General features: G+C 44.2%; 21 protein-coding genes. 15 read left to right on the top strand and 6 right to left on the bottom strand.

Going from position 1 to position 23,217, the window contains the following annotated elements:
* Positions 1-49: 49 nt before the first annotated feature.
* A complete protein-coding gene (locus tag AC6F33_RS11330; protein WP_500777126.1) occupies positions 50-841 on the bottom strand; it encodes an SDR family NAD(P)-dependent oxidoreductase in 792 nt (263 codons plus the stop codon).
* A 178-nt stretch (positions 842-1,019) separates the two neighbouring features.
* Positions 1,020-1,661 (bottom strand): TIGR01906 family membrane protein, encoded by a 642-nt coding sequence (locus AC6F33_RS11325; RefSeq protein ID WP_500777125.1) that lies wholly within the window; start codon positions 1,659-1,661, stop codon positions 1,020-1,022.
* A gap of 214 nt (positions 1,662-1,875) precedes the next feature.
* Between AC6F33_RS11325 and AC6F33_RS11320 the strand changes: the two genes are divergently transcribed.
* Positions 1,876-2,400, top strand: coding sequence for a cyclophilin-like fold protein (locus AC6F33_RS11320; RefSeq protein WP_255745617.1), 525 nt, complete (start codon positions 1,876-1,878; stop codon positions 2,398-2,400).
* A 113-nt stretch (positions 2,401-2,513) separates the two neighbouring features.
* Positions 2,514-3,677 carry an iron-containing alcohol dehydrogenase gene (locus AC6F33_RS11315; RefSeq protein WP_255745615.1) on the top strand — a complete coding sequence of 388 codons (1,164 nt, stop codon included), beginning with the start codon at positions 2,514-2,516 and terminating at the stop codon, positions 3,675-3,677.
* Positions 3,678-3,830: 153 nt separating this feature from the next.
* Here the strand turns inward: AC6F33_RS11315 and AC6F33_RS11310 are convergent, their stop codons facing one another.
* Together AC6F33_RS11310 and AC6F33_RS11305 are read right to left on the bottom strand one after the other, a co-directional pair.
* Positions 3,831-3,932, bottom strand: a complete 102-nt coding sequence (locus AC6F33_RS11310; protein WP_253064976.1) for a YjcZ family sporulation protein — start codon at positions 3,930-3,932, stop codon at positions 3,831-3,833.
* 87 nt (positions 3,933-4,019) lie between these two features.
* A complete protein-coding gene (locus AC6F33_RS11305) occupies positions 4,020-4,691 on the bottom strand; it encodes an SOS response-associated peptidase (protein WP_255745612.1) in 672 nt (223 codons plus the stop codon).
* A gap of 124 nt (positions 4,692-4,815) precedes the next feature.
* Here AC6F33_RS11305 and AC6F33_RS11300 point away from each other — a divergent pair, with 124 nt between their 5' ends.
* On the top strand, positions 4,816-5,307 hold the full coding sequence (locus AC6F33_RS11300) for a hypothetical protein (protein ID WP_255745611.1): 492 nt from the start codon (positions 4,816-4,818) through the stop codon (positions 5,305-5,307).
* 39 nt (positions 5,308-5,346) lie between these two features.
* Here the strand turns inward: AC6F33_RS11300 and AC6F33_RS11295 are convergent, their stop codons facing one another.
* The gene (locus AC6F33_RS11295; protein ID WP_255745610.1) at positions 5,347-5,694 is read right to left on the bottom strand and encodes a YolD-like family protein; all 348 of its coding nucleotides are present in this window, start codon (positions 5,692-5,694) and stop codon (positions 5,347-5,349) included.
* A 176-nt stretch (positions 5,695-5,870) separates the two neighbouring features.
* On the opposite strand from AC6F33_RS11295, the gene AC6F33_RS11290 reads away from it, so the two are divergent.
* The 12 genes from AC6F33_RS11290 to AC6F33_RS11235 all read left to right on the top strand — a co-directional run bounded on the left by AC6F33_RS11290 (position 5,871) and on the right by AC6F33_RS11235 (position 22,822).
* On the top strand, positions 5,871-7,115 hold the full coding sequence (locus tag AC6F33_RS11290; RefSeq protein WP_255745608.1) for an aminopeptidase: 1,245 nt from the start codon (positions 5,871-5,873) through the stop codon (positions 7,113-7,115).
* Positions 7,116-7,205: 90 nt separating this feature from the next.
* Positions 7,206-8,264, top strand: coding sequence for a tetratricopeptide repeat protein (locus AC6F33_RS11285; protein WP_500777124.1), 1,059 nt, complete (start codon positions 7,206-7,208; stop codon positions 8,262-8,264).
* 218 nt (positions 8,265-8,482) lie between these two features.
* Complete coding sequence (tig, locus tag AC6F33_RS11280) at positions 8,483-9,790, top strand: trigger factor (RefSeq protein ID WP_255745606.1); 1,308 nt, start codon at positions 8,483-8,485, stop codon at positions 9,788-9,790.
* A gap of 562 nt (positions 9,791-10,352) precedes the next feature.
* Entirely contained in the window at positions 10,353-11,621 is a 1,269-nt protein-coding gene (clpX, locus tag AC6F33_RS11275) for an ATP-dependent protease ATP-binding subunit ClpX (RefSeq protein WP_255745604.1), read from the top strand.
* Positions 11,622-12,527: 906 nt separating this feature from the next.
* On the top strand, positions 12,528-13,856 hold the full coding sequence (gene ltrA, locus AC6F33_RS11270) for a group II intron reverse transcriptase/maturase (RefSeq protein ID WP_500777123.1): 1,329 nt from the start codon (positions 12,528-12,530) through the stop codon (positions 13,854-13,856).
* A gap of 433 nt (positions 13,857-14,289) precedes the next feature.
* Positions 14,290-16,008, top strand: coding sequence for an ATP-dependent protease LonB (lonB, locus tag AC6F33_RS11265; RefSeq protein WP_255745603.1), 1,719 nt, complete (start codon positions 14,290-14,292; stop codon positions 16,006-16,008).
* Between the two features lie 289 nt (positions 16,009-16,297).
* Positions 16,298-16,888 carry a ribosome biogenesis GTP-binding protein YihA/YsxC gene (gene yihA / locus AC6F33_RS11260; protein WP_370645888.1) on the top strand — a complete coding sequence of 197 codons (591 nt, stop codon included), beginning with the start codon at positions 16,298-16,300 and terminating at the stop codon, positions 16,886-16,888.
* 254 nt (positions 16,889-17,142) lie between these two features.
* Entirely contained in the window at positions 17,143-18,435 is a 1,293-nt protein-coding gene (gene hemL, locus AC6F33_RS11255) for a glutamate-1-semialdehyde 2,1-aminomutase (protein ID WP_500777122.1), read from the top strand.
* A gap of 122 nt (positions 18,436-18,557) precedes the next feature.
* A complete protein-coding gene (locus AC6F33_RS11250; protein WP_255745599.1) occupies positions 18,558-19,232 on the top strand; it encodes a DUF421 domain-containing protein in 675 nt (224 codons plus the stop codon).
* A gap of 330 nt (positions 19,233-19,562) precedes the next feature.
* A complete protein-coding gene (locus AC6F33_RS11245) occupies positions 19,563-20,837 on the top strand; it encodes a LysM peptidoglycan-binding domain-containing protein (RefSeq protein WP_255745598.1) in 1,275 nt (424 codons plus the stop codon).
* Complete coding sequence (locus AC6F33_RS11240) at positions 20,827-21,798, top strand: hypothetical protein (RefSeq protein WP_255745596.1); 972 nt, start codon at positions 20,827-20,829, stop codon at positions 21,796-21,798. Before AC6F33_RS11245 ends, AC6F33_RS11240 begins: the two co-directional genes overlap by 11 nt.
* The gene (locus AC6F33_RS11235; RefSeq protein WP_255745594.1) at positions 21,770-22,822 is read left to right on the top strand and encodes a protein kinase family protein; all 1,053 of its coding nucleotides are present in this window, start codon (positions 21,770-21,772) and stop codon (positions 22,820-22,822) included. The genes AC6F33_RS11240 and AC6F33_RS11235 overlap by 29 nt, the downstream gene beginning before the upstream one ends.
* A gap of 4 nt (positions 22,823-22,826) precedes the next feature.
* Here the strand turns inward: AC6F33_RS11235 and AC6F33_RS11230 are convergent, their stop codons facing one another.
* Positions 22,827-23,009 carry a YszA family small membrane protein gene (locus AC6F33_RS11230; RefSeq protein ID WP_255745592.1) on the bottom strand — a complete coding sequence of 61 codons (183 nt, stop codon included), beginning with the start codon at positions 23,007-23,009 and terminating at the stop codon, positions 22,827-22,829.
* Positions 23,010-23,217 lie beyond the last annotated feature (208 nt).

Below are 23,217 nucleotides of genomic sequence, written 5' to 3'. Positions count from 1 at the left end.
TTATCCATCAACAAGATTCAGAACGTTTCTTTTAATTGATTTTTGTGTGTTAGTGATATCTTACTGAGCCGCCATTAACGGCAAATTCAGCGCCATTAACATACGATGCTTTTTCTGATGCAAGAAAAAGTACTGTCTGCGCAATTTCATCCGGCTTTCCAATCTCGCCGCGCGGTATTTGACGAACATTTGCAGCAAAATGCTTAACTGCATCCTCGCCGTCCATTGAAAATTTTTCGGCAAGCATATCAATCATCCCGCCAGGCTGCTCCCACATGTTTGTTCGCGTTGGTCCGGGTGAGACACAATTTACACGGATGCCGTCATTGCCGAATTCATGAGCTAAAGCACTTGTCAGATTGATCACACCTGCTTTACTGACACTGTAGTCGATAGCGAATTCATCCGGAACATGTCCGCTTTCAGAACCGATTGAAATAATCGCCGAATGGCTCTGCTTTTTCAAGTGCGGCAACGCGGCTCGTGAGGTTCGAATCATCGCATACAGGTTTGTCTGCAGCGTTCGATTCCAATCGTCGTCAGTCAAATCCAGAAAGCTGCTTTTATAGTTCGCAATACCAACATTGTTCACCAGAATATCAATCTTGCCAAAATGATCAACACATTCCTGAACAAGTTTTTCAGTGCCTTCCTTTGTGCTTAGGTCAGCAATTATGGGGTAGATCGAATCTGCAGGTTCAAGGTCCTTTAAGTGTTCACCACTTAAGTCCCCTCCCGCTACCTTTGCTCCCTCATCTAGAAAAGCTTTTGAAATCGCAAGTCCCATTCCATTGTTGGCGCCGGTAACAAGTACTACTTTATCTTCCAAGCCTAAATCCATATAAAAAAATGCCTCCTTGATGTCGTGCTCTTTATTCTTATTCCTTTTTTGAGGAATTTGAAACATGAGCGGCTGTCGCTCTGGGACATGAGACGAAGAATAAGTACGTATCCGATCCGTGTCAATGGAAAATGGAGAAGTGGGATTTCGTGCTGAAACAGCGATCAGATCCAAAGATTTAGCTGTTTACTGCCAGTCTTCGATTGATTAAAACCATTGCCGTAATGCAAATCGCGATAATACCAAGAATAAGCAGGGCTGCGTGTAGAAAGAATGTTTCCGGAAGGATGTTAATGATCGGGTCTGTACTTGGATCGAAAATCCAATAATTGTTCCTAAAAAATAGTTTATGGAACATGATGAATGTACGATTGAAATCGATAGCGAACATGAGCAGCGGTATGATGGTAAATAAAGTGAGCACGATAGCCGCCGGCTTTAAAAAAGAATAGTCGCGATATCTTATATTCTTTCTGATACCGATGGCACTGATGACTGCCGATAAAACAAACAGGACTTCGATTGCCGTAAAAATTCTTTTCACATCCTGAAAATGAATGCGCCCGCCAGTCGAAGAGGCAAGTGAGGGAAGGTCAAATGACTGTGAAAACGGATTTAACAAATATAAAATCGTGTAATTATAATTTTCAGCAATACGTGCATTGCCGATGCCGGTTTGTTCGGCAATATTTAAATGCCGGACATCAAAATAATACAGCGGTGTAAAGCCGAGCGTAGCGATAATGGCAAAGCAAATAACGAATACGGCGACACTGATTGCAATACTCCATTGGAGAAATCGATAGTTGGTCAAAAACAAGCAGAAACACATCCTTAAGCTTATGTTCATTAATTGTCACTATTTTGTACAATCATTATCCGCCTTTGGGAACAAGAATTCAAAAATCAGGGTACGGATGTTTGAAAAATTGTGACAGGATGATGACTTTAAATCACATATAAGCAGAATATTTAGTCAATAAAAAATTTACTGTTATAATTAATGTTAAAGTCAGAATGAAGGAGACTTTTTCATGAAGCAGTTAGCCATAGCAATGCTCTTATTTTTTTTGCTCCTTTCTGCATGCGGATCAAACACTTCCTCGAGTCCAAAATCGGATACGGAGCATTCAACGGTATCGGCGAAAAGTGACACCAGCACTAGTACAACCCAAAAACGGAGTGGAAAAACGGCCATTGTGACTATTGACGGCAAAACGTTTGAAATGGATCTCTATGACAACCCCTCGGCACAGGCGCTAATCAAGACGATGCCAATGAAAATCAAAGCCAGCCGTTGGGGTGAAGGTGAATACTATGGTGAAATTCCAAAATCCATTCCTTCTGAAGGCAAGAAAACAGATCAATTTGATGTTGGCGAAGTCGGACTATGGCCGGAAGGAAATTCCTTCTGCGTTTTCTTCGGCCCGACACCGGTTAGCAAAGGTAATCAGCCGAAGATGGACTCCCCAGGTATACCTCTCGGAAAAATAACCTCCGATGTTTCTGCTCTCAGTTCAATGGACGGATCGGTCGATGTAACTGTAAAGTTGAAGTAATCTTAGCTCAAAGCATGGGCTTCCATGGTGCGATTCGATCAGTTTTGCGTATATAATAGAAACGTAACTGCACATTTCTTCGTGTGTACATTGAACAGTGAGGCGGTAGAATCATGGATAACTTTATTTTTCACAATCCGACGAAATTGATCTTTGGTAAGGGTCAACTGGAAAAATTAAAGGACGAGCTGCCTAAATACGGAACGCGCGTTTTGCTTGTTTATGGCGGAGGCAGCATTAAACGCTCAGGTTTATATGACCAAGTCAAGGACATCTTGAATGGAATTGATGCGGAGGTTTATGAGCTGCAAGGTGTAGAACCGAATCCACGGCTTTCCACGGTTAAGAAGGGAATTGCTCTATGCGCAGATAATGGAATTGAATTTCTGCTTGCTGTCGGCGGCGGGAGCGTCATTGATTGTACCAAAGCGATTGCTGTTGGTGCAAAGTTTGACGGTGACCCATGGCAATTTATTACCCGTAAGAAACTGCCTACAGATGCACTGCCGTTTGGTACAGTCCTAACATTGGCCGCAACGGGATCGGAAATGAATCCTAGCTCAGTGATTACTAACTGGGAAACACATGAAAAGTATGGGTGGAGCTGTGCCAATTCGTATCCGGCTTTCTCAATCTTGGATCCGACGTTTACCTTTTCTGTGCCTAAAAATCAAACAATTTATGGCATGGTGGATATGATGGCACATGTCTTTGAACATTATTTTCATCCGACAGAACATACGCCGCTGCAAGACAGGCTGTGCGAATCCATCCTTCAAACCGTTATAGAGGCTGCTCCGAAACTTGTCGATGATCTTGAAAATTATGATCTTCGCGAAACGATCCTTTACTGCGGGACGATGGCACTGAACGGTATGGTCTCGATGGGATTCAATGGAGATTGGGCTTCACACAATTTGGAGCATGCTGTTTCTGCAGTGTATGACATCCCTCATGGCGGCGGATTAGCTATTTTATTTCCAAATTGGATGAAACATAATCTTGATGTCAATGTCGGCCGTTTCAAACAGATGGCTGAGCGTGTTTTCCATGTTCAATCGGAAGGTAAGACGGATCGCGAGGTTGCACTTGAGGGTATTGAGTCACTGCGTTCGTTCTGGTCGAAGATCGGTGCACCAAGCAGGCTAGCAGATTACGAAATTGATGACAGCAAACTGGACCTGCTTGCAGATCGCGCGATGGCCAGAGGTATATTTGGTCAGTTCAAGAAATTAAATCGTGAGGATGTACTTGCTATTTACAAGGCATCTCTTTAATACTAAATAACAAGATCAAAAAGTCCGCCCGCTCAAGATGAACGGCGGATTTTTTTTGACTTGTATGTGTCACATAGTTCTAAAAGACGGCTTAGTTCATGTGGCAGCTCTAAAGAAAGAGTTTACAGGTAAAGCCAGGGCGGCGTTTCAGAATCAATAGCAATAAGCAGCACCGATGATGACAAGCAAGATAAATAGAACAATCAGCAGCGCAAAACCGTTGCCATAGCCCCATCCGCTCGTTTCGCAACCCATGGCAGACACCTCCTCATCACTTGATAATTTATTATATGAAGAGATGGGTTTTCGTGATTGAGCGGATGCCCATTTACCGATGTAGCCTTACATCTTCTTGATAAGGTAAGGCGCATTGTTGCGCACTGCATTTACATCTTGCGAGACTTCATAGGATTGCATGTGTTCAGGATCGAAGGGCTTAAGCATGCGCATCAGTTCTTTTGTTTCCGTATCGGGGTTCAGCCATTTGTCTTCGTCCTCTTTGGTTAAAATAACCGGCATACGGTCATGAATGGGTTGCATTAATGCATTTGCTTCTGTAGTAATAATTGTGCAACTGTAAACCAATTGATGGTCCTTTGTCGTCCATGAATCCCATAAGCCCGCCATAGCAAAGAGTTCGTTGGACTTCATGGTAAACCGGTAGGGAATTCTTTGCTTTGAAGCATGATGGTCCCATTCATAGAACGAATCGGCGATAATAAGGCAGCGCTTTCTGAGAAAAGGCTCTCGAAAGCTTGGCTTCTGCAAGAGGCTCTCGGCTCGAGCGTTAATCAGCTTATAGCCGATTTTGTCATCCATCGCCCAGGATGGAATCAACCCCCAGTGAAGATAGCCCATGCGGTTTCCTTTACTCCCTTTAACAACAGAAAGAATCTTTTGACCAGGTGCAATATTATAATTAGCTGTATAGTCTTCTTTTTCAGCAGCATGTTGTATTTGAAAACGATGAACAATGTATTCATAGGGCGCAATCAGCGTAAATCGACCGCACATGGAATCACCTCACCTTGTTCTAAGTATAACAAATCCATTGATGTGAATTGAAACCTTTCATTACGGAAATACTATTCTTTAATCGTAAGTGAATCGTGCAGATCCTTGCTGAGGAGAAAACAAAATGAATACGATTGTGAAAAATCTGGATTTAACATCTAAAGGTTCATGGTTTCCAATTACACTTTCAATTTTGCTCCTTTTGTTTGCGCTTTTTATGAAAAAAAAGCAATTGACGTGGAGAGAAATTTATTTGACCTATGGTGTATTCGGGTTCATTACATGGATGCTGGATACGATCACCGGGAATGTGCTCGATTTCTACGATGTAGGCAGTGCACATATTACAGGCTTGGGCGACTTCATGGCTTTTTCTTTTATTCCTTCTTCATTAGCCGTTATCTTCTCGAATTTTAGAACGGAGAAGAATAGATGGCTTATGGTTGTTCTGTTCACAATGATTTCAATGCTTTCCTACTGGGGCATTGAATGGGTCGGCTATTTTAGAGATAAAGGATGGAGCGGCATTGGCTCGCTCATTGTCTTCGTACTCGTATATTGGCTGGTCATTCCGCTCCATTTGCGAATGATGCGTCACCGCGACCGCAACAATTGAATGTCTGTTTAAACCGGCAATTCATGTATGCCGGTTTTTTTAGTTGAACCGAATGTCGATGATATCACGAGGAGATATGTTATGGAGCATACCCCATTGATCGCTGATATGAAGACATCGCTTATTTTCATCAATCGATAAGTGGCATTGGGGGATCTTTTGAATGACTCCGTTATGAAAGGAGTCGATATTCACTGACTTTTTGGTGAGAGCTGCTTCACGAACAATCTGCTCGATCTCCTCGAGTCTCTGTTCATCTAAGTAAGGACGTTCTCTTTTTGACTCTTCACGTGCTAATTCGCGGAGCGCTTGTACATGCTCGGGCAGCATCATGCGGCTTGATTCCCAGCGCATGTTCGATCCGTTTGTCAGTTTATTATTTTTCATACCTTGCCTTCCCTTTCCGTAATCATTTGTTTTCTATTGCGGTACAGCAAGATTCCTTACGATTATTATACACGAATATACGTTCTTGTCATGCTGTACTGGCCACCTTTAGTGTCCAATGTTTTCCATACGCGGCAAGTTCGCTATAATAAAACAATAGAAGCGGAGGTAATGACATGGATCAATTCAAGGAAGCATTAGAAAAATTTGCGAAATTGGCAATTAAAACAGGTGTTAATCTGCAACCGGGGCAAGGACTTTATCTTACTTGTCCGATTGAAGCAGCTCCATTTGCACATCTTGTGGCTGAAGAAGCATATAAAGCGGGCGCAAAAGACGTGACATTGCGGTGGGGTGATGACGAAATCGAACGTCTTCGTTTGGAATATGCACCGGAAGAGGCCCTGAAACAAATTCCTGAATGGAAATTCGTTGCGCAGAATTCAGCGGTTAAGGATAACTATGCGGTATTGCATATTTACGGACCAAATCCCGATTTGCTGGATCAAATGGACGGAGCGCGTGTCGGCGCATTTATGAAAGCGACCAGCAACGGACTCAAATCATATATGGCATGCATTATGAAGGATGAGACACAGTGGTCAATCATCGCTTATCCGACAAAGGCATGGGCAAAAAAGGTTTTCCCTGATAAAGCGCTGGCGGAAGCACAGACACTTCTAATGGAAGAAATTCTTCGCATCAGCAGAGTGAGCGGAAATGACGATCCTATTGCTGCATGGGATACTCATAATGAAACCATACATAAGGCGAGCGATTTTATGAACAGCAAAAGGTTCAAACAATTGATCTATCATGCACCGGGTACTGACCTGACCATCAACTTGCCGGTCGGACATATTTGGAGCGGCGGTTCAGGTCCTTCAACATCAGGAATTCCTTTTAATGCTAATATTCCAACTGAAGAGGTTTTTACCCTGCCTGATAAGCGAGGCGTAAACGGCACGGTTTCCAGCACAATGCCGCTGAATGCTGATGGACGTGTCATTGATCATTTTTCATTGACTTTTAAAGATGGCGAAGTTGTTGATTTCAAGGCAGAAAAAGGTGAAGAAGCACTGAAGCATTTGCTGGATTCAGATCCGAATGCGCGGCGTCTCGGCGAGGTTGCACTTGTACCGCATCACTCCCCGGTATCTGAGTCGGGGCTCGTGTTTTACAATACACTATTTGATGAAAATGCATCCTGTCATTTAGCTCTTGGGAAGGCATATCCAACCTGTATCGAAGGCGGAAATGACTTAGACGAAGAAGGCTTGGATAAGGCAGGCGTCAATGACAGTTTGATCCATGAAGACTTCATGGTTGGGTCAGGTGAACTCGATATTGATGGAATAATGGAAGATGGTTCCCGAGTGCCGGTATTCCGAAAAGGTGCATGGGCATTTTCATTTGAATGAAAAGAGACGGATCGCTTCCAAGTTACTCATTGCTAAGCTGAAAGGAAACTGATATTCTAAAAAAAAGGTAATGGAAGCGGGACGGGCAAGATGAAAAATAAAGGTAAGCGAAACGGCGACAATAATAAGCTGATCATGTTTCCTAATTTGGAGGATCATTTGCTCAGTAAGGCGATGTCACTGGTTGAAGAGAAAAAATACGGCAATGCGCGCGAGCTGTTTGGGGAATTGCTTGATCAAGACATCCATGACATTCGTGCACTGTACGGATGGGCTGTGTGCTCCGTTGAACTTGGCGATTACCGTGAAGCAGAAGAAGCGGTCATTATGCTGCTGGAAGAGAATACACCTTACTATTATGACGTGTTTCGTCTCTACTTGACGATTCTTATTGAACGTAAAGATTATACAACTGCACTCCATAAAATTATGGCCGTGAGCAAAAAGAGACCGATTCCTCCGGAACTTAAGGAATTTCTTCGTCACATGAAGAAATTCTGTCAAATTCGTCTTCATGAACCTGAATGGAGCAATGATGATTTGGGCGATCAGGTGGAAGATGAGCCAAATCGGGAGTACTCGGAACATGATGAAGTACAATCGGTGGATTGGCCAGCACTTGAAAAAGCAGATTCAAAAAATCAGATGCTGCTGCTTCATAATTTGGCAAACCAATTAAGAGCATCTCACCTTCCGGAAATCAAACGATTTCTTCTTGATGAGAAGCAGCACTCTGAAATAAAGACAATGCTTCTCTGCGCGATTAAAGAAGGCGATCTTGCAAAGGAGATTTCGGTTCGAAAGTTTGGACACATTTATAAAGCTAAATTGGAGAGCGAAGAATTTCTTCATAAGAAGTTTGCCGATCAAATCGAAAAAGAAATCAGGATGGAAATGGATTCGGATAATCCAACACTTGCGGATCTGGCGGTTGAAATGGAACGGACGTTTACTATGAATCTCTATCCGAAGCCGCTCAGACCGGATTCGTCAAAGGTTTGGGCAGCGTTGTTCTGCATACGTGCAATGGCTGCAGAATCAAAACGTGAGATAAGCAGGGTGCTTGAACGTTTTCAAGTGAATGATGATGACTATCAGCTGGCTGAGCAATTACTGCGCGAGGCGGAGGCGCATGGCATTTGGTCCTAAGGTATTGAAACGGGCACTTATGTCGATAATTTGTTACAAATAAGTTTTTCATAGGAAACTCTTATGTTATAATAACAGGGTTGTCATTGCTTTGCTGAAGAGCACTGCTTGCGGCGCTCTCGAGTCGGCATAACAAATGGCGGATGTTTGCGCGCAATTCAGGCAGAAAGCCAATATGCTGAAAAAGCATGAAGATAGATGTTGGAGGTAAAAAATAAATGACTGTAGAAGCAAAATGGGAAAAAAAAGAAGGCAATGTCGGCACTCTGACTTTTGAAGTGGATGCCGAAAGTTTTAACCAAGCATTGGATAAAGCCTTCAAAAAGGTAGTTAAGAAAGTTAATGTACCCGGGTTCCGTAAGGGCAGAGTACCGCGTGTGCTCTTTGAACAACGGTTCGGTGTAGAAGCTCTTTATGAGGACGCCATTGATTTTGTCCTTCCAGACGCATATTCTGAAGCGATTGACAAAACGGGTATCGAACCTGTAGACAAGCCGCAAGTTGATGTCGAAGAAATCGGCAAAGGCAAGAAATTAGTGCTTAAGGCAGACGTAACGGTTAAGCCTGAAGTAAAGCTCGGCGACTACAAAGGGCTTGAAGTTGAGGAAAAAAGCGCAGAAGTGACCGACGAAGACGTTGACCACGAAATCAAGCATCTTCAAGAACGCTATGCAGAACTCGTTGTTAAAGAAGACGGTGAAGTAGAAAAAGGCGATACAGTTGTTATTGATTTTGACGGCTATGTCGACGGAAAGCAATTTGAAGGCGGAAAAGCAGAAAACTATTCGCTCGAAATCGGCTCCGGATCTTTTATCCCAGGTTTTGAAGACCAACTGATCGGTGTTAAAGCCGGCGCGGAAAAAGATGTTGTTGTAACCTTCCCGGAAGATTATCACGCTGAAGAATTGAAAGGCAAAGAAGCGACCTTCAAAGTGACCGTTCATGAAATCAAGCAGAAACAATTGCCTGAACTTGACGATGAATTCGCCAAAGATGTCGATGAAGAAGTTGAAACGCTTGCCGCACTGAAGGAAAAAATCAAGAATCATGAAAAAGAGCATAAAGAAGCAGATGCAGTGAACAGCAAACGTGACAGCGTTGTTCAACAAGCTGCCGAAAATGCTGAAATTGATATTCCTGAAATTATGATTTCCAATGAACAGGACAATATCCTTAAGGAATTCGAACAGCGTCTGAAGGGTCAAGGCATGACGCTCGATATGTATACTTCGTTTTCCGGTAATGACAAAGACGCACTTCGCGATCAGATGAAGGACGATGCAGAAAAACGTGTACGTGCCAATCTGACACTTGAAGCCATTGCCAAAGCGGAATCAATCGAAGCAACGGACGAAGAAGTTGAAGAAGAACTGAAGAAGATGGCTGAACAATACAAGATCAGTGCTGATCAGATTAAAGCAGCAATGGGCGGCACCGATTTCATTAAGGGTGATCTTCAACTACGTAAAGCAGTTGATTTCCTTGTTGAAAACAGCAAGCCGAAAGCAGCAGCTGAAGAAAAATAAGGCAAGACATAATAAATCGTTGGCGGGCGACCGGTCTCGTCCCCAATGATTATTTTTTTACAGACAAAGAAACCAATGCTTTTTTCTTTGCACAAAAAGAACATATATAAGATAAGGGATTAGCGGTATTAGTATAAGAAAAACTAAAGCTTGGCCGGCGTCGAAGACTTGGCCTCGCTAAGTTTTTCTTTATCATACATAATTTACAGGATAAGGCATATGGCTTATCGGAAGCATTTTTTTATGTTACAATGCCTACATAGAAAACTTGCTGATTGGCGAGAAGTCAGGTGCATGAACGATCGGCATTTTGACAGGGTTGTGAAAACTTACCATGGTCTGATTGCTCGTTTTTTTGGTCGGCTGGTTAGCCTTAAACTAATGTTGAAGGCGGCTGAGACGACATTTGCTTCGGCATGAAATGCTTTTCCATCGGTAATACGATTTGTGAGAAAGAGGGAAAGCTATAGAATACGGCTTTCGATGGCTGATTGGTTCAATTGGTCAAGGTTTCGCTCTTGTCTGAAACTTCGGTAATGAAAGCATGAATAGGGGTGAAAGAATGTTTAAATTTAATGAAGAAAAAGGGCAATTAAAGTGCTCATTTTGTGGAAAAACCCAGGATCAGGTACGCAAGCTTGTAGCCGGACCGGGCGTCTATATTTGTGATGAATGTATTGAACTGTGCACGGAAATCGTGGAAGAAGAATTAGGCACGGACGAAGAAGTTGAATTTAAAGATATTCCGAAGCCGCAGGAAATTTGCTCCATCTTGGAAGATTATGTGATCGGCCAAAATGACGCGAAGAAGAGTTTGTCTGTAGCCGTATATAATCATTACAAACGTATCAACAGCAAACAGAAGCCGGATGATGTCGAACTGTCAAAAAGTAACATTATGATGATCGGACCGACCGGCAGCGGGAAAACGTTGCTCGCGCAAACCTTGGCACGCATTTTGAACGTACCGTTCGCAATTGCGGACGCGACTTCACTCACTGAAGCCGGCTATGTCGGTGAAGATGTGGAAAATATCCTGCTGAAATTAATTCAAGCGGCTGATTATGATGTCGAGAAGGCAGAAAAAGGTATTATCTACATTGATGAAATTGATAAAATTGCGCGTAAGTCGGAAAACCCTTCAATTACGCGTGATGTTTCCGGCGAAGGCGTGCAGCAGGCTCTGCTTAAGATTCTTGAAGGAACAGTGGCGAGTGTTCCGCCTCAAGGTGGCCGCAAGCATCCGCATCAGGAATTTATTCAAATCGATACAACGAATATCCTGTTCATCTGCGGCGGCGCGTTTGACGGTGTAGAACAGATCATCAAACGCCGTCTCGGCAAGAAGGTCATCGGATTTGGAGCGGGCAGCAAGAGTCAAGAAATGCATCGCGATGATGCACTGAAAAATGTGCTTCCTGAAGACTTGTTGAAATTCGGCTTGATTCCTGAATTCATTGGGCGTCTTCCGGTAATCAGCACATTGAAACAGCTCGATGAAAAGGCGCTTGTTGATATTTTAACCAAGCCGAAGAACGCATTGGTAAAGCAGTATAAGAAATTGCTTGAACTTGACGATGTCGATCTGGAATTTACAGACGATGCGCTTGAATCCATTGCTAAACTGGCCATTGAGCGCAAGACCGGTGCTCGTGGTTTGCGTTCGATCATTGAAGGTATGATGCTCGACGTGATGTATGAACTCCCTTCACGTGATGATATTGAAAAGTGTGTCATTACAAAAGAGACTGTTGAAGGCAAAGCGCGACCGACCTTGATTTTGACGGATGGAACTGAGGTCAACGTTGAAACGCCGAAGGAAAGTGCTTAAGCCAATTGAATCATTGAAAACACAAGCGTCCCTAAATTAGGGGCGCTTTTTTGCAAGAAAAGAAACATTCATGACCCACTTGAATGAAAATACCATTGTTAGAAAGTGTGATGTATTTACGTACAGAAGTATAAGATATTGCCCCATAATTATACAAATAAACCAGTGTCTTGGCCGAGAATCAAAGCAGAGGTGCGAGACGCCTGCGGGATCAGGTGCCAGCGAGACCCCGCAGATTTCTGCTTGTCTGAGGAGGCTCGCGGTGCGCCCGCAGTCGCGCTCAGTTGATGCGAGCAACCGAAGCGATGATTCAACACTGTAAAGACACAAACCAATCACACATGGCTGGAGATTAAAGACCGGGCGCTTTTTGCTCGGTTTTTCTTACACAAATAAGAAAGTATAGAGCGACCGAGCAAGGTCGTGCCTTATAGCGGGTGAGAATCCCGTCGGAAAAGAGTTAGCCACTCATCCGTAGCGAGTCTTGGAGAACTAAGGGCAACGTTAGTTTTTAAGCGTAGACAGCGAGTCAGTGGGCCGTAAGCCATGTGGTTGAAGGGAATGAGCCTCGAAAACTTATGAAAACGGGAACGCCGATGGCGTTATACTTCCAGAAGGCAACACTCCAATCATCGATAGGGTAAGAGGATTGGGGGTTCCCCGGGGTCTGAGACCATGGCACGCTGAGCATTGATAAGGGACGGCAACTCGGGAGATCCCAGCGGATCTTTCGAATGAAAGTATAGTGAACCAAGCAATCAAATGTGAGGACGCTAAATGTCTACTGGGAAGTCGGAGGAAACACATAGTACTAATGACGCTGGGTAATGCCAGTCGAGGAAAGGTGTTTCTCTTGTTCATGAATCTTATCGGGGACACATCGGCACACACGGAGGTGCAGTAAAGATGAACACAAAACAGGTAAGAATAGCAGAATTAGCGAAGGCGAATCCGGGGATGGCGTTCACGTCACTGGCGCACTTAATGGATGAAGAGGAATTGAGACAGTGTCATCGGGAGTTACAAGGCAACAAAGCAACAGGCATTGACCAAGTAACAAAAGTTGCCTATCAAGAAAACGTGGCGGATAACCTCTCCCACCTAGTCATGCGACTGAAGCAGAAAAGCTATCGGCCGCTTCCGGTGCGTCGCGTGTACATTGATAAGCCGGGTTCAACGAAGAAAAGACCGTTGGGCATTCCGGCTTATGAAGATAAAATTGTACAGCGAGGACTTGCGAAAATCCTTAATGCCATCTATGAACAGGATTTTCTTGACTGTTCCTTTGGCTTTCGTCCAAATAGAAGTTGTCATGATGCGCTCAAAGTGCTCAATGTCTCCATCGAAAAACGGTATACAAACTACATCGTTGATGTAGACATCAAAGGTTTCTTTGATCATGTTGATCACCAATGGATGATGCGTTTCTTAAATCATCGCATTAATGATCCAAGTCTACTCAGACTCATTGCGCGTTTTCTGAAGGCTGGATACATGGAGAAGGGGACGTGGTACGCAAGCGAACAAGGGACGCCGCAAGGTGGACTGATCTCGCCGATTCTAGCCAACATCTATCTTCACTATGTGATTGATCTATGGTTTATGAAAGTGGTGAAGAAGCAGTGTCAGGGACAGGCCTACTTGGTGCGCTACGCTGATGACTTTGTCTGTTGCTTTCAGTACAAACAGGAAGCGGAGCAATTCTATAGTGAACTCAAGCAGCGAATCGGTAAATTTAACTTGGCGCTTGCGGAGGAGAAAGCGAGGATCATCCCTTTCGGACGATTCGCTCAGGAAAATGCCAAGAGAAATGGAAACAGGAAGCCAAAGACTTTTGACTTCCTGGGATTCACCCATTATTGTGGGCAAAGTAAAAGCGGACATTTTCGAGTCAAGAGGAAAAGCAGCCGAAAGAAAGTGGGTGCCAAACTCAAAGCCTATTCGCAGTGGCTGAAAGGCCATCGGACCCAAGAGATTGACTTCATCATGGATCGGCTCAAGAGGTCATTGACCGGCTATTACAACTACTATTGTATCACCGATAACAGTCTAAGCGTGAGCGCTTTTCGATTGCAGGTGATTCGGTTGTTGTATAAATGGTTAAACAGAAGGAGCCAGAAACGATCTTATACATGGGAAAAGTTCAATCAATTTCTAAAACGATGCCCATTGCCTCAACCACGAATCAAGGTCAATATCTATCAACTTCGCCCAGAACTTAGCTATATTCTGTGAACCATGAACAAGAAGAGCCGTGTGCGTAAATAGCGCACGCACGGTTCTGTGAGGGGGACAGAGGATGTGAATCACTGCCCTACTCGACAAGATTTAGAGGAATTTAGTGTAAGTGCAACTAAGTCTTCGCCTTCGTCAGAGGCTTGGCTAAGCCAAGTTTTCTAATGTGTAAATGAAAAGAAGTGACAGTCCTTACCTAATTGGAGCTCGGATCTGTTACGAAACATGAAGAAAAGGTACAAAAACATGGTTAGCGGAAACGTATTACTCGGAAATGGTAAACGATTTATAAACACATAATTGAAGAGAGCAGTTGGATTTTTTTCTTATTGCCTTCTGTTTAACTCGCTTCAGCCTTGGAAATAATGCCTTATAAGAATGATGATACGGCAAGCAGGCGTTAAAGCGCAGCTGAAATGGGAGGCAGAAGTTTATGAATTGGATGGTATTGCTGATTTTCACACAAATATTTTTTGGCGCGATTATTGGTCTGTATTTTTGGAGTTTACTGCGCAATCAGCATGTGCAAAAAATTTCAATTGATAAGGAATCAAAAAAGGAAATGGATGAATTGAATAGGATGCGTCGTCAATCACTGTCTGAACCGCTCTCTGAGCGTATTCGCCCAAAAAAGCTTGAAGATGTGATCGGACAGCACGACGGAATTATCGCTTTACGAGCTGCTTTATGCGGCAAAAACCCGCAGCATGTGATTATTTACGGGCCGCCAGGTATCGGCAAGACAGCGGCAGCACGACTTGTTCTTGAAGAGGCGAAAAAGAATACGGAATCGCCGTTTAAGCCGTCGGCACCATTTGTGGAATTGGATGGAGCAACTGCGCGTTTTGACGAACGCGGAATTGCTGATCCATTGATTGGCTCCGTTCATGATCCAATCTACCAAGGGGCAGGAGCAATGGGCCAGGCAGGTATTCCGCAGCCGAAAGAAGGCGCTGTGACACATGCGCATGGCGGTGTTCTTTTTATTGACGAAATTGGTGAATTACATCCGATTCAATTAAACAAGCTTTTGAAAGTATTGGAGGATCGCAAAGTATTCCTGGAGAGTGCTTATTACAATGAAGAAAATCGTCAAATTCCGGCCTACATCCATGATATTTTTAAGAATGGATTACCTGCGGATTTTCGCTTAATTGGCGCGACAACGCGTCGCCCCGAAGAAATTCCTCCGGCTATCCGCTCACGCTGTCTTGAAATTTTCTTCTCTGATTTGAGCCGCTCGGATATTCGTATGATTGCTAAGCGAGCTGCAACGAAATTAAATCTTGATGTGGCAGATGGATGCTTAGAGAAAATTGCTGATTACGCGAAGAGCGGGAGAGAGGCCGTGAACATGATTCAGATTGCTGCAGGTGTAGCCGCATCGAAAAATTCCAAGCCGGGCACTATTGGTCTGGAACAAATCGAATGGGTCGTGCGTTCCAGCAGGCTCACGCCGAAGCCAAATCGCAAGGTCCCTTCTGCACCTGAAATCGGTCTCGTTAATGGACTGGCTGTTTACGGGCCGGGATTAGGCGTCCTGCTTGAGGTTGAAGCGTCTGCGGTGAAAAGCCGGCATGAAGGCAGTCTGACAATTACCGGAATTGCAGAAGAGGAGTCACTCGGCTCTTCATCACGAACAATTACGAGAAAAAGCATGGCACGGGCATCAGTGGAGAATGTGCTTACGGTGCTCAACCGAATGGGTTTGGCGGCGTACCGCTATCATATTCATGTGAACTTCCCCGGAGGTGCACTTGTTGATGGACCGTCTGCAGGAATCTCTATGGCGGTAGCCATCAGTTCAGCAATTCTGCGTCGAAAAGTCTACCCGGACATCGCAATGACGGGCGAGCTCGGTCTTCATGGACAAGTTAAGCCGATTGGCGGTGTGATGGCCAAGATTGATGCGGCAGTAGAGGCAGGGGCAAAGCGTGTGATCATACCGGTCGAGAATATGCAGGAGACCTTAAAGCAATACGACAAGGCGGAAATCATTCCGGTTAATTCGCTGCACCAAGTACTCGAACTTTGTCTGCACCCTGAAGAAGTGCCAATCAAAAAAGATGTGCACACCACGCTTACTGACATGCTGGGAAATCATCCACTCTCTGCGCGACCAATCGACGCGGGAGTGGAGAAGCAAGGGTAACTAAACGCATTATAAAAACTGCCGACTTTAAAAGCCGGCAGTTTTTTTCTGAAGCAATTTGCTAATGGCACGTTGAATTTTACTCATGCATTAAATTAATTTTTCATGCATGATTACTAGGATCTATGCGTAGATCAGGAATTTCACGCAGGACCCAAACGTTTTCAAAAATGGATGATATCCATGATTGATTTGCGAACTTGAATCGTCTCATATTGGACAGCACCAATAAAATTAAGATAGAATGTGTATACATGAGCAGATCACCTGAATGGTGACCTGAGGAGAGATGACGTTGAAAATTATACAAGCAGATTACTTGATTAGTGCCGTAGGACCGGCACAGTATCCGACGAACGGCTTGCCTGAAATAGCACTTGCCGGGCGTTCGAATGTCGGCAAATCATCGTTTATTAATAAAATGTTGAACAGAAGGAATCTTGTCCGAACCTCTGAGAAGCCCGGCAAAACTCAGAAGCTGAACTATTTTATTATCAACAATGAATTTTATTTTGTCGACGTGCCCGGTTATGGATACGCGAAGGTATCGAAAAAGGACAAAGAGGCATGGGGCCGGATGCTTGAGGCTTACTTTGCAGAACGCGAGGCATTGAGTGCTGTCGTCCACCTGGTGGATTTGCGCCATCCGCCATCCAAAGAAGATATTCAAATGCATGAATTTCTCTCTTATTATGGACATCCGGTGATCACCGTTGCAACAAAGGCGGACAAGATTCCCAAAAGCAAATTTCAAAAGCATAAACAAATCATTGTGCGTGATCTGGGACTGAAAGCAGATGATCCGCTCATCCTGTTCTCTTCATTTAATGGAACCGGAAAAGAAGAGGCTTGGCGTGCACTTGATCCTTTTTTGAATTAAAATAAACGTGGTAAAGTTGTATGCGGCGCATTTTGATGAATGAATCGGAATTTTTGTAGTCAATATGAATGACATCGAGCGTGCATCCAGGTTTTGATGCACGCTTTTTTAATCAGATTAAGTTTGAAAGAGCAGTTGTTGATCAATACAGGCGTTTTTTCGAATAAACAGTTCATCATTCAGCGCTTTTTGTCTGTTAGGGGAATGTGATCAGAAGATACGGAAGTGTGAAATGATTGGGAGGAGAAAAGAACATGAACTTTAGTAAATCGATTGCCGCTTATGAAAAGGCGAAACCGCTTATGCCCGGCGGAGTCAACAGTCCGGTGCGTTCCTTTCCGTCTGTTGATTTGAGTCCGATTTTCATGGACCACGGGAAAGGATCGAAAATTTATGATATAGATGGGAATGAATACATTGACTATGTATTAAGCTGGGGACCGCTCATTCTCGGCCATGCTGATGAGAAAGTGATTGATTATATCAAAGAAACTGTTGAAAAAGGGACGAGTTTCGGTTCACCAACACTGCTCGAAACCAAACTTGCCGAGCTTGTCGTTGATCGCGTTCCATCAGTAGAAAAAGTGCGTTTTGTCAACTCAGGAACAGAGGCGACGATGAGCGCAATTCGGCTTGCACGCGGGTACACGGGCCGTGATAAGATCTTAAAATTTGAAGGCAGCTATCACGGCAGTGCCGACTCGCTGCTTATAAAGGCAGGCTCTGGGGTTGCAACACTTGGACTTCCCGACAGTCCCGGTGTTCCGGCACAGCTAGCCAAAGACACCTTAACCGTTCCTTATAACGATGCTGAACGGGTCACTGAGGTCTTTAAACAATATGGCCATGAGATTGCTTGTGTGATTGTCGAACCGGTCGCAGGAAATATGGGTGTTGTTCCGCCGGTCGAGGGATTTTTGCAGGCACTTAGAGAAATAACACAGGAATACGGATCTTTACTGATTTTTGATGAGGTGATGACCGGTTTTCGAGTTGCTTATGACTGCGCACAAGGCTATTTTGGAATTACACCAGATTTGACGACGCTTGGGAAAGTAATCGGAGGCGGAATGCCTGTGGGTGCTTATGGCGGCCGTATGGATATTATGAGCCAGATTGCTCCGGAAGGACCGGTATATCAGGCGGGGACTCTGTCGGGCAATCCGATTGCGATTGCGGCCGGATATATGACACTCAGTCAGCTGACACCGGAAGACTATCCGGAATTCCGCAAGAAAGCGGACCGACTGGCGGAGGGCTATAAAGCTGCTGCCGCAAAATACGGCATTCCTCTTACTGTTAATCAGGCAGGCGCAATGATGGGGATTTTCTTTACAGATCAAAAGGTCATTAATTATCAACGTTCGAAATCGTCGAATCTTGAACATTTTAAAACGTATTTTGCGGAAATGATCGAACAGGGAATTTCACTGCCTCCGTCTCAGTTCGAAGGCATTTTCTTGTCAACAAAACATTCCATGGAAGACATTGATAAAACGGTTCGTGCCGCAGAGTATGCATTCAAGAAGATTGCAGAATTAAACTAAACAGATGAGTGGCCGGAATGCATGTATTCCGGCTTTTTTCTTATTTAGAGCTAATAAAAAGTAAAAACCTGAGAAACACTATGCATGAGTTTGAGATCGTACGATTTGAGGGTGGTCGAGTCATGCATTTTGTTCGTATTGCGATTGAGTTGGTCGTTGGGTTCACAGCTCTTTTTTTCATGACCAAAATATTGGGGAAGGCAACGCTTGCCCAGATCACAGCTTTTGATTTTATTTCCGCAATCGTTCTTGGCGAATTAGTCGGAAATGCTCTGTATGACAAGCAGATCGGAATAGGCTCCATTTTATTTGCGGTTGCTTTGTGGGGGCTGCTGATCTATGTCGTTGAATGGTGCACGCAAAAGTTTCGCGGCTCACGCGGATTTCTTGAAGGACAGCCATCGATAATCATTCGAAATGGCCATTTGGATCGAGAGATGATGAAGAAAGAAAAACTGGATATTGACATGCTTCAGAATCTTTTAAGAAGGAAAGATGTCTTCTCCATTCGTGAAGTGGAATATGCGGTTCTGGAGACCGACGGAACGGTGAGTGTATTGAAAAAGTCGCAATATGCCACGCCGACAATGGAGGATTTGCAAAAGCCGAGAAAACCGGTTTATTTGCCTGTGACCATTATTGATGACGGCGAAGTAGACTGGGGTAATTTGAAGGCAGCGGGCCTTAATGAGGATTGGTTATTGAAGAACCTTCGATCACACCACATTCACAGCTACAAAGAAATCTTTTATTGTGAATGGAAAAAGGATGAAGGGGTATACATTGAAAAAATGTGAGAAGCCTTTTTTTGTGGCTTGAAAAGGGGATCATGATTTTTATTCCGTAAATTACTGAGTTGATGAGAATTGGCTTTACTTTATGCAATCTTGCCTGTTACATTTCAACGAGCACAATAAAAGCGAAAAATGGTCCTCAAGGAAGCTTAGGCACTTTTGCCCGGCTTTCTTTTTTTAAATTCATGGTTTTGTATGTCTTAAGACGATAGGCGACTGCCGTCATTTGTTTGAACAAACCCCATCGGTCCTATATATGATCAGAAATGATTGGGCATATTTCCATACTTCACGCATAGAACAGTATTAAGAACGGATGAGAGGGTGGAAGGGATGTCTCAATCTTCGAATGATCGCTTGCAATTTTCAATAAATGAATCGGTGTGGCTAAGAAATGACGCACCTGCTGAAGAAATATTATCCATGGCTCTAGAGCCGGACATCACAGTGGAAGAAAATTGGAATGATGTTACCATTAAAGGTTTTCTCCGTCTTACGGGGGAATACAAACCGGCTGAGGTCTCGAATACGACCGGTGATGCAGATCATAATTCAGCACCTTTTCGAACCATTGACGAAATTATGGATACGGGTAATGGCACCGATACGCTGGAACACCATTTTCCAATAGACATTACCATCCCGGCAGATCGCGTGCCGAACCTGGAGGATTTGTTTGTCGTCATTGATTCGTTTGATTACGAACTGTCCGAGCATCGGCATATTCAGCTCCAAGCGGATATCGCAATCACCGGTTTAACGAACACGAACCCGGGCGATCGTACTGAGAAACCAAAGGCACAAGCACCGATCGAGCAGCCTGTTGCCCCTCAGCCTGAAGCGCCGAAGGAAACGGTGCCAACGAAAAAGCCTGAAGCGAAAGCACCGACGAAAAAGCCCGAAGCAAAGGCTCCTGCAAAAAAAGAAGAAAAACCTGCTAAAGCAGAAAAGAAAGCAGCAGAAACAAAGCCTGAGACGAAAAAATCTGCAGCTGACAAAACACCATCATCTAAAGCCGAGGAAAAGCCTGCTCAGAAAGATGCTGCGAAAAAACCTTTGAATCCGGCAACTAAGAGTAAAAGAACACTGGGTGATGATCTGACCGGTGAATTTGAGGAAATGCCGACAGATCAATTGAATGATGAAGCAGATGCGGATTTTCAATATGAGGCCTTTAGAAAACCGGAAGACGAACCTCAAGAAAGCGGTGCACCGCTTGTTGCTTTTAAAGGACAGTCCTCAGGCCGGTCAGAAGCAGCCGCTCCAAGTGCGCAACCAGCTTCACCAGCCCCGACTCCTGCAGCTCAAAATGAAGAAAAGATTTCTGAGACAGAAAGTGCGCAGGATGAGAGCACAGGTAAAGAGAAGAAGGCTGACGCGACCAGTCTCTTTTTGACCAAAATGCTGGCTGGTGATGAAGCAGAGCAAAAGACTCGGGTGAAAATCTGTATTGTCCAGTCCGGTGATTCGTTAGAAAAAATTTCGGAACGGTACCATGTTCCGGTGACTAGTCTGCTGCGGAAAAATGATTTGACTTCAGGAGACATTGAAGCGGGCGAACTTCTTTATATTCCAAAGACTGCTAAGGCGGCACAGGATGACAAATGAGCAAGGTGTCCTTTTGTCTGCCTTACAAGCTAATTATTATTTTGGACAATTAAGAGTCGTGCAAGAGCGGCCGCTTCTTGTAGAAACAGAAAGAGGCAGAAAGAAGATAAGAATTTGGCAGAATGAAGCCTTGTTGAAGCTGCATCTGAAGTGGCGTGAGCGCTTGATCAATGACGACTTTTTCATTGACCGTATGTATGTGACTCGTTCAGGACTGCCATCGGTCCGCATGGGCAGCCTTTCAGTAACATGTCATGACGCACCTTTAGAACCAGTCCAATTGGATGGAAATGAAGCACTCTTGGCAACTGCATTGACTCGACTTGTCCAATATAGTCGTGATGTTCCAGCTGAAGAAGTGCCGAACTCTGCTTCAGTCCGTGTGCGCAGCTTGTATGAGCAGGCGAAACAGATCGGATTTCAAGATCACGATACTTGGAAAATGGTATCTTCCTGCTTTTCATCGGCCTGTGCACGTGCTGAGGAAGCAGATCGATTGAGAGAGCCATATCAAAATCGACGTTCGGCATTCATTCTGCCGGAGGACTTTTCCCTTCAGTCATGTACAGCCATTTTTGATACCTTATTCCTTGAACTCGGTCAGTCACGGCCCGTTGACGGGTGCAGATTATTAGCACGCTTCTTTTTGGCAGAGAGCATGGATCATAGGAAGCAATCCATGAACAACCTCTTTCAGGCATTGAAGGATCAAAAGCTTTTTGATCGTGAAACCGCCGATTTGTTGCAGGCAGAGTGGCTTGAACCCGGTGAATGGATGCGACTGCTTGAATCTGGAATCAATAGGGAACAAATGCAAAGCGATCCATTTTCAATCGAGGAGTTTAAGCAAATATGGGATCAGAAAATTAAGCTGATCCATTTATTCAAATCCGTTTTTGCGCAATCCGGAGATGCGGGTGGGGGTGCGGCACGTGGAGCAGACGGACAACAATCGGATTAATCGAATACTTTTTCATTATGATCTCGTGCCTTACAATCTTGCCGTTCGAGGCAGTTTGATCCGTGTCGACACTCCGGTCGGTTCATTTGCGTTAAAGCAGAAAGTATTGAACGATCAGCAAATCCGCAGTCTTCAAACTGTTTATACGTTGACACGCCGCATGGTTATCGATGCGGTTTGTCCGCTTCCGTCTAAATATGGCGACTTGGTGATTCGCGGAACGGAAACGAGTTATTATTTGCTGCCCTGGTTCACTGAAACCGTTGATCCTTCGAATCTTCAGGAACGATACCGCCACCTTTTTATCAAGGCGGGTCAGCTACATCGAAAAACACTTGAAAAAAAAGCGGACAGTACCAGTCTCTATCAGGGTATGGTGCGTGTGCTGAACCAGCGGCAAATGATCTGGGAGCAATTTCTTTACAAAGCGGAGCATCATGTCTATCCGTCCCCGTTTGAGCAAGCTGTGCTCAAGTCTGCGTTTATTTATCTCGAGAATATGCAGCGTGCGCGCGATTTCTTTTCGCATGAGAAAGATGAGGAAGGCAAAAACAAGACGATGCGGCGTGCACTCTGCCATGGGCGCCTGAGTCCGCTTCATTTGCTGATTGAAAATGAAAGAAGCTGTCTGACGAATTTCGAAAATAGCGAAGACGGCTTTTTTGTTGTGGAAACCGCCATGCTTTTTGAACAGGCAAATGCCATGCTTGGATCGGAACAAACGGATTGGCAAGGATTTTATGAATCGTATCGTGCTGCTTGTCCGTTGAACGATGAAGAGAAAAATTTTCTTACTCATTTTCTTTTATTTCCGAGCGCGCATGCTGAATTACTCAGCAGATATCTCTATTCAGGACAAATCGATGAGCAATGGTTTGTTAAGCGCTGGATCGATCTTTGCCGAACGCACATGAACATGTTCACATCGATAAAAGAGAGAATGGATGAGGAACAAAAAAGAGAAGAAGAGCGAAAAGCGAAAGAAAAGGCTGCGAATGAAAAGGATGAAAAAGAACATCAATGATGTGTCAAAGCCACTTTTTTAAATAACCGACGTAAAGAAAAAAAAGAAGAGCGGTAAGCATCACATCCATGGATGTCGGCAGAAAAATGGTACGAATGAGTTGGAAAAGGGCAAGTGGAAGCACAACAACACTGAGTCCTTCACGACATTTTTTTAAAAAGGGTTGAAATCGATTATTTTTGAACATATGCATAGCTCCTTTCGTTTATAAAGAATCCAGACTGGCTATGCTATAGTTTATGAAAACTGTTTTGCCTATGTGATCGAATTTTTTTCCAATGAGCATTGACGAGCAGAACAGTAACTATATATAATAAATACAAAACACATCAAGTTCTGTGTCAGAGTGAAAATGCTGGGACAGGGAGTAGTACACATTGTTAAGCTAGAAGAGG

Source organism: Sporolactobacillus sp. BBK16-2 (assembly GCF_059878335.1).
Note: the sequence above shows the minus strand (reverse complement) of the source record. Positions and strands in the feature narration are given on the sequence as shown.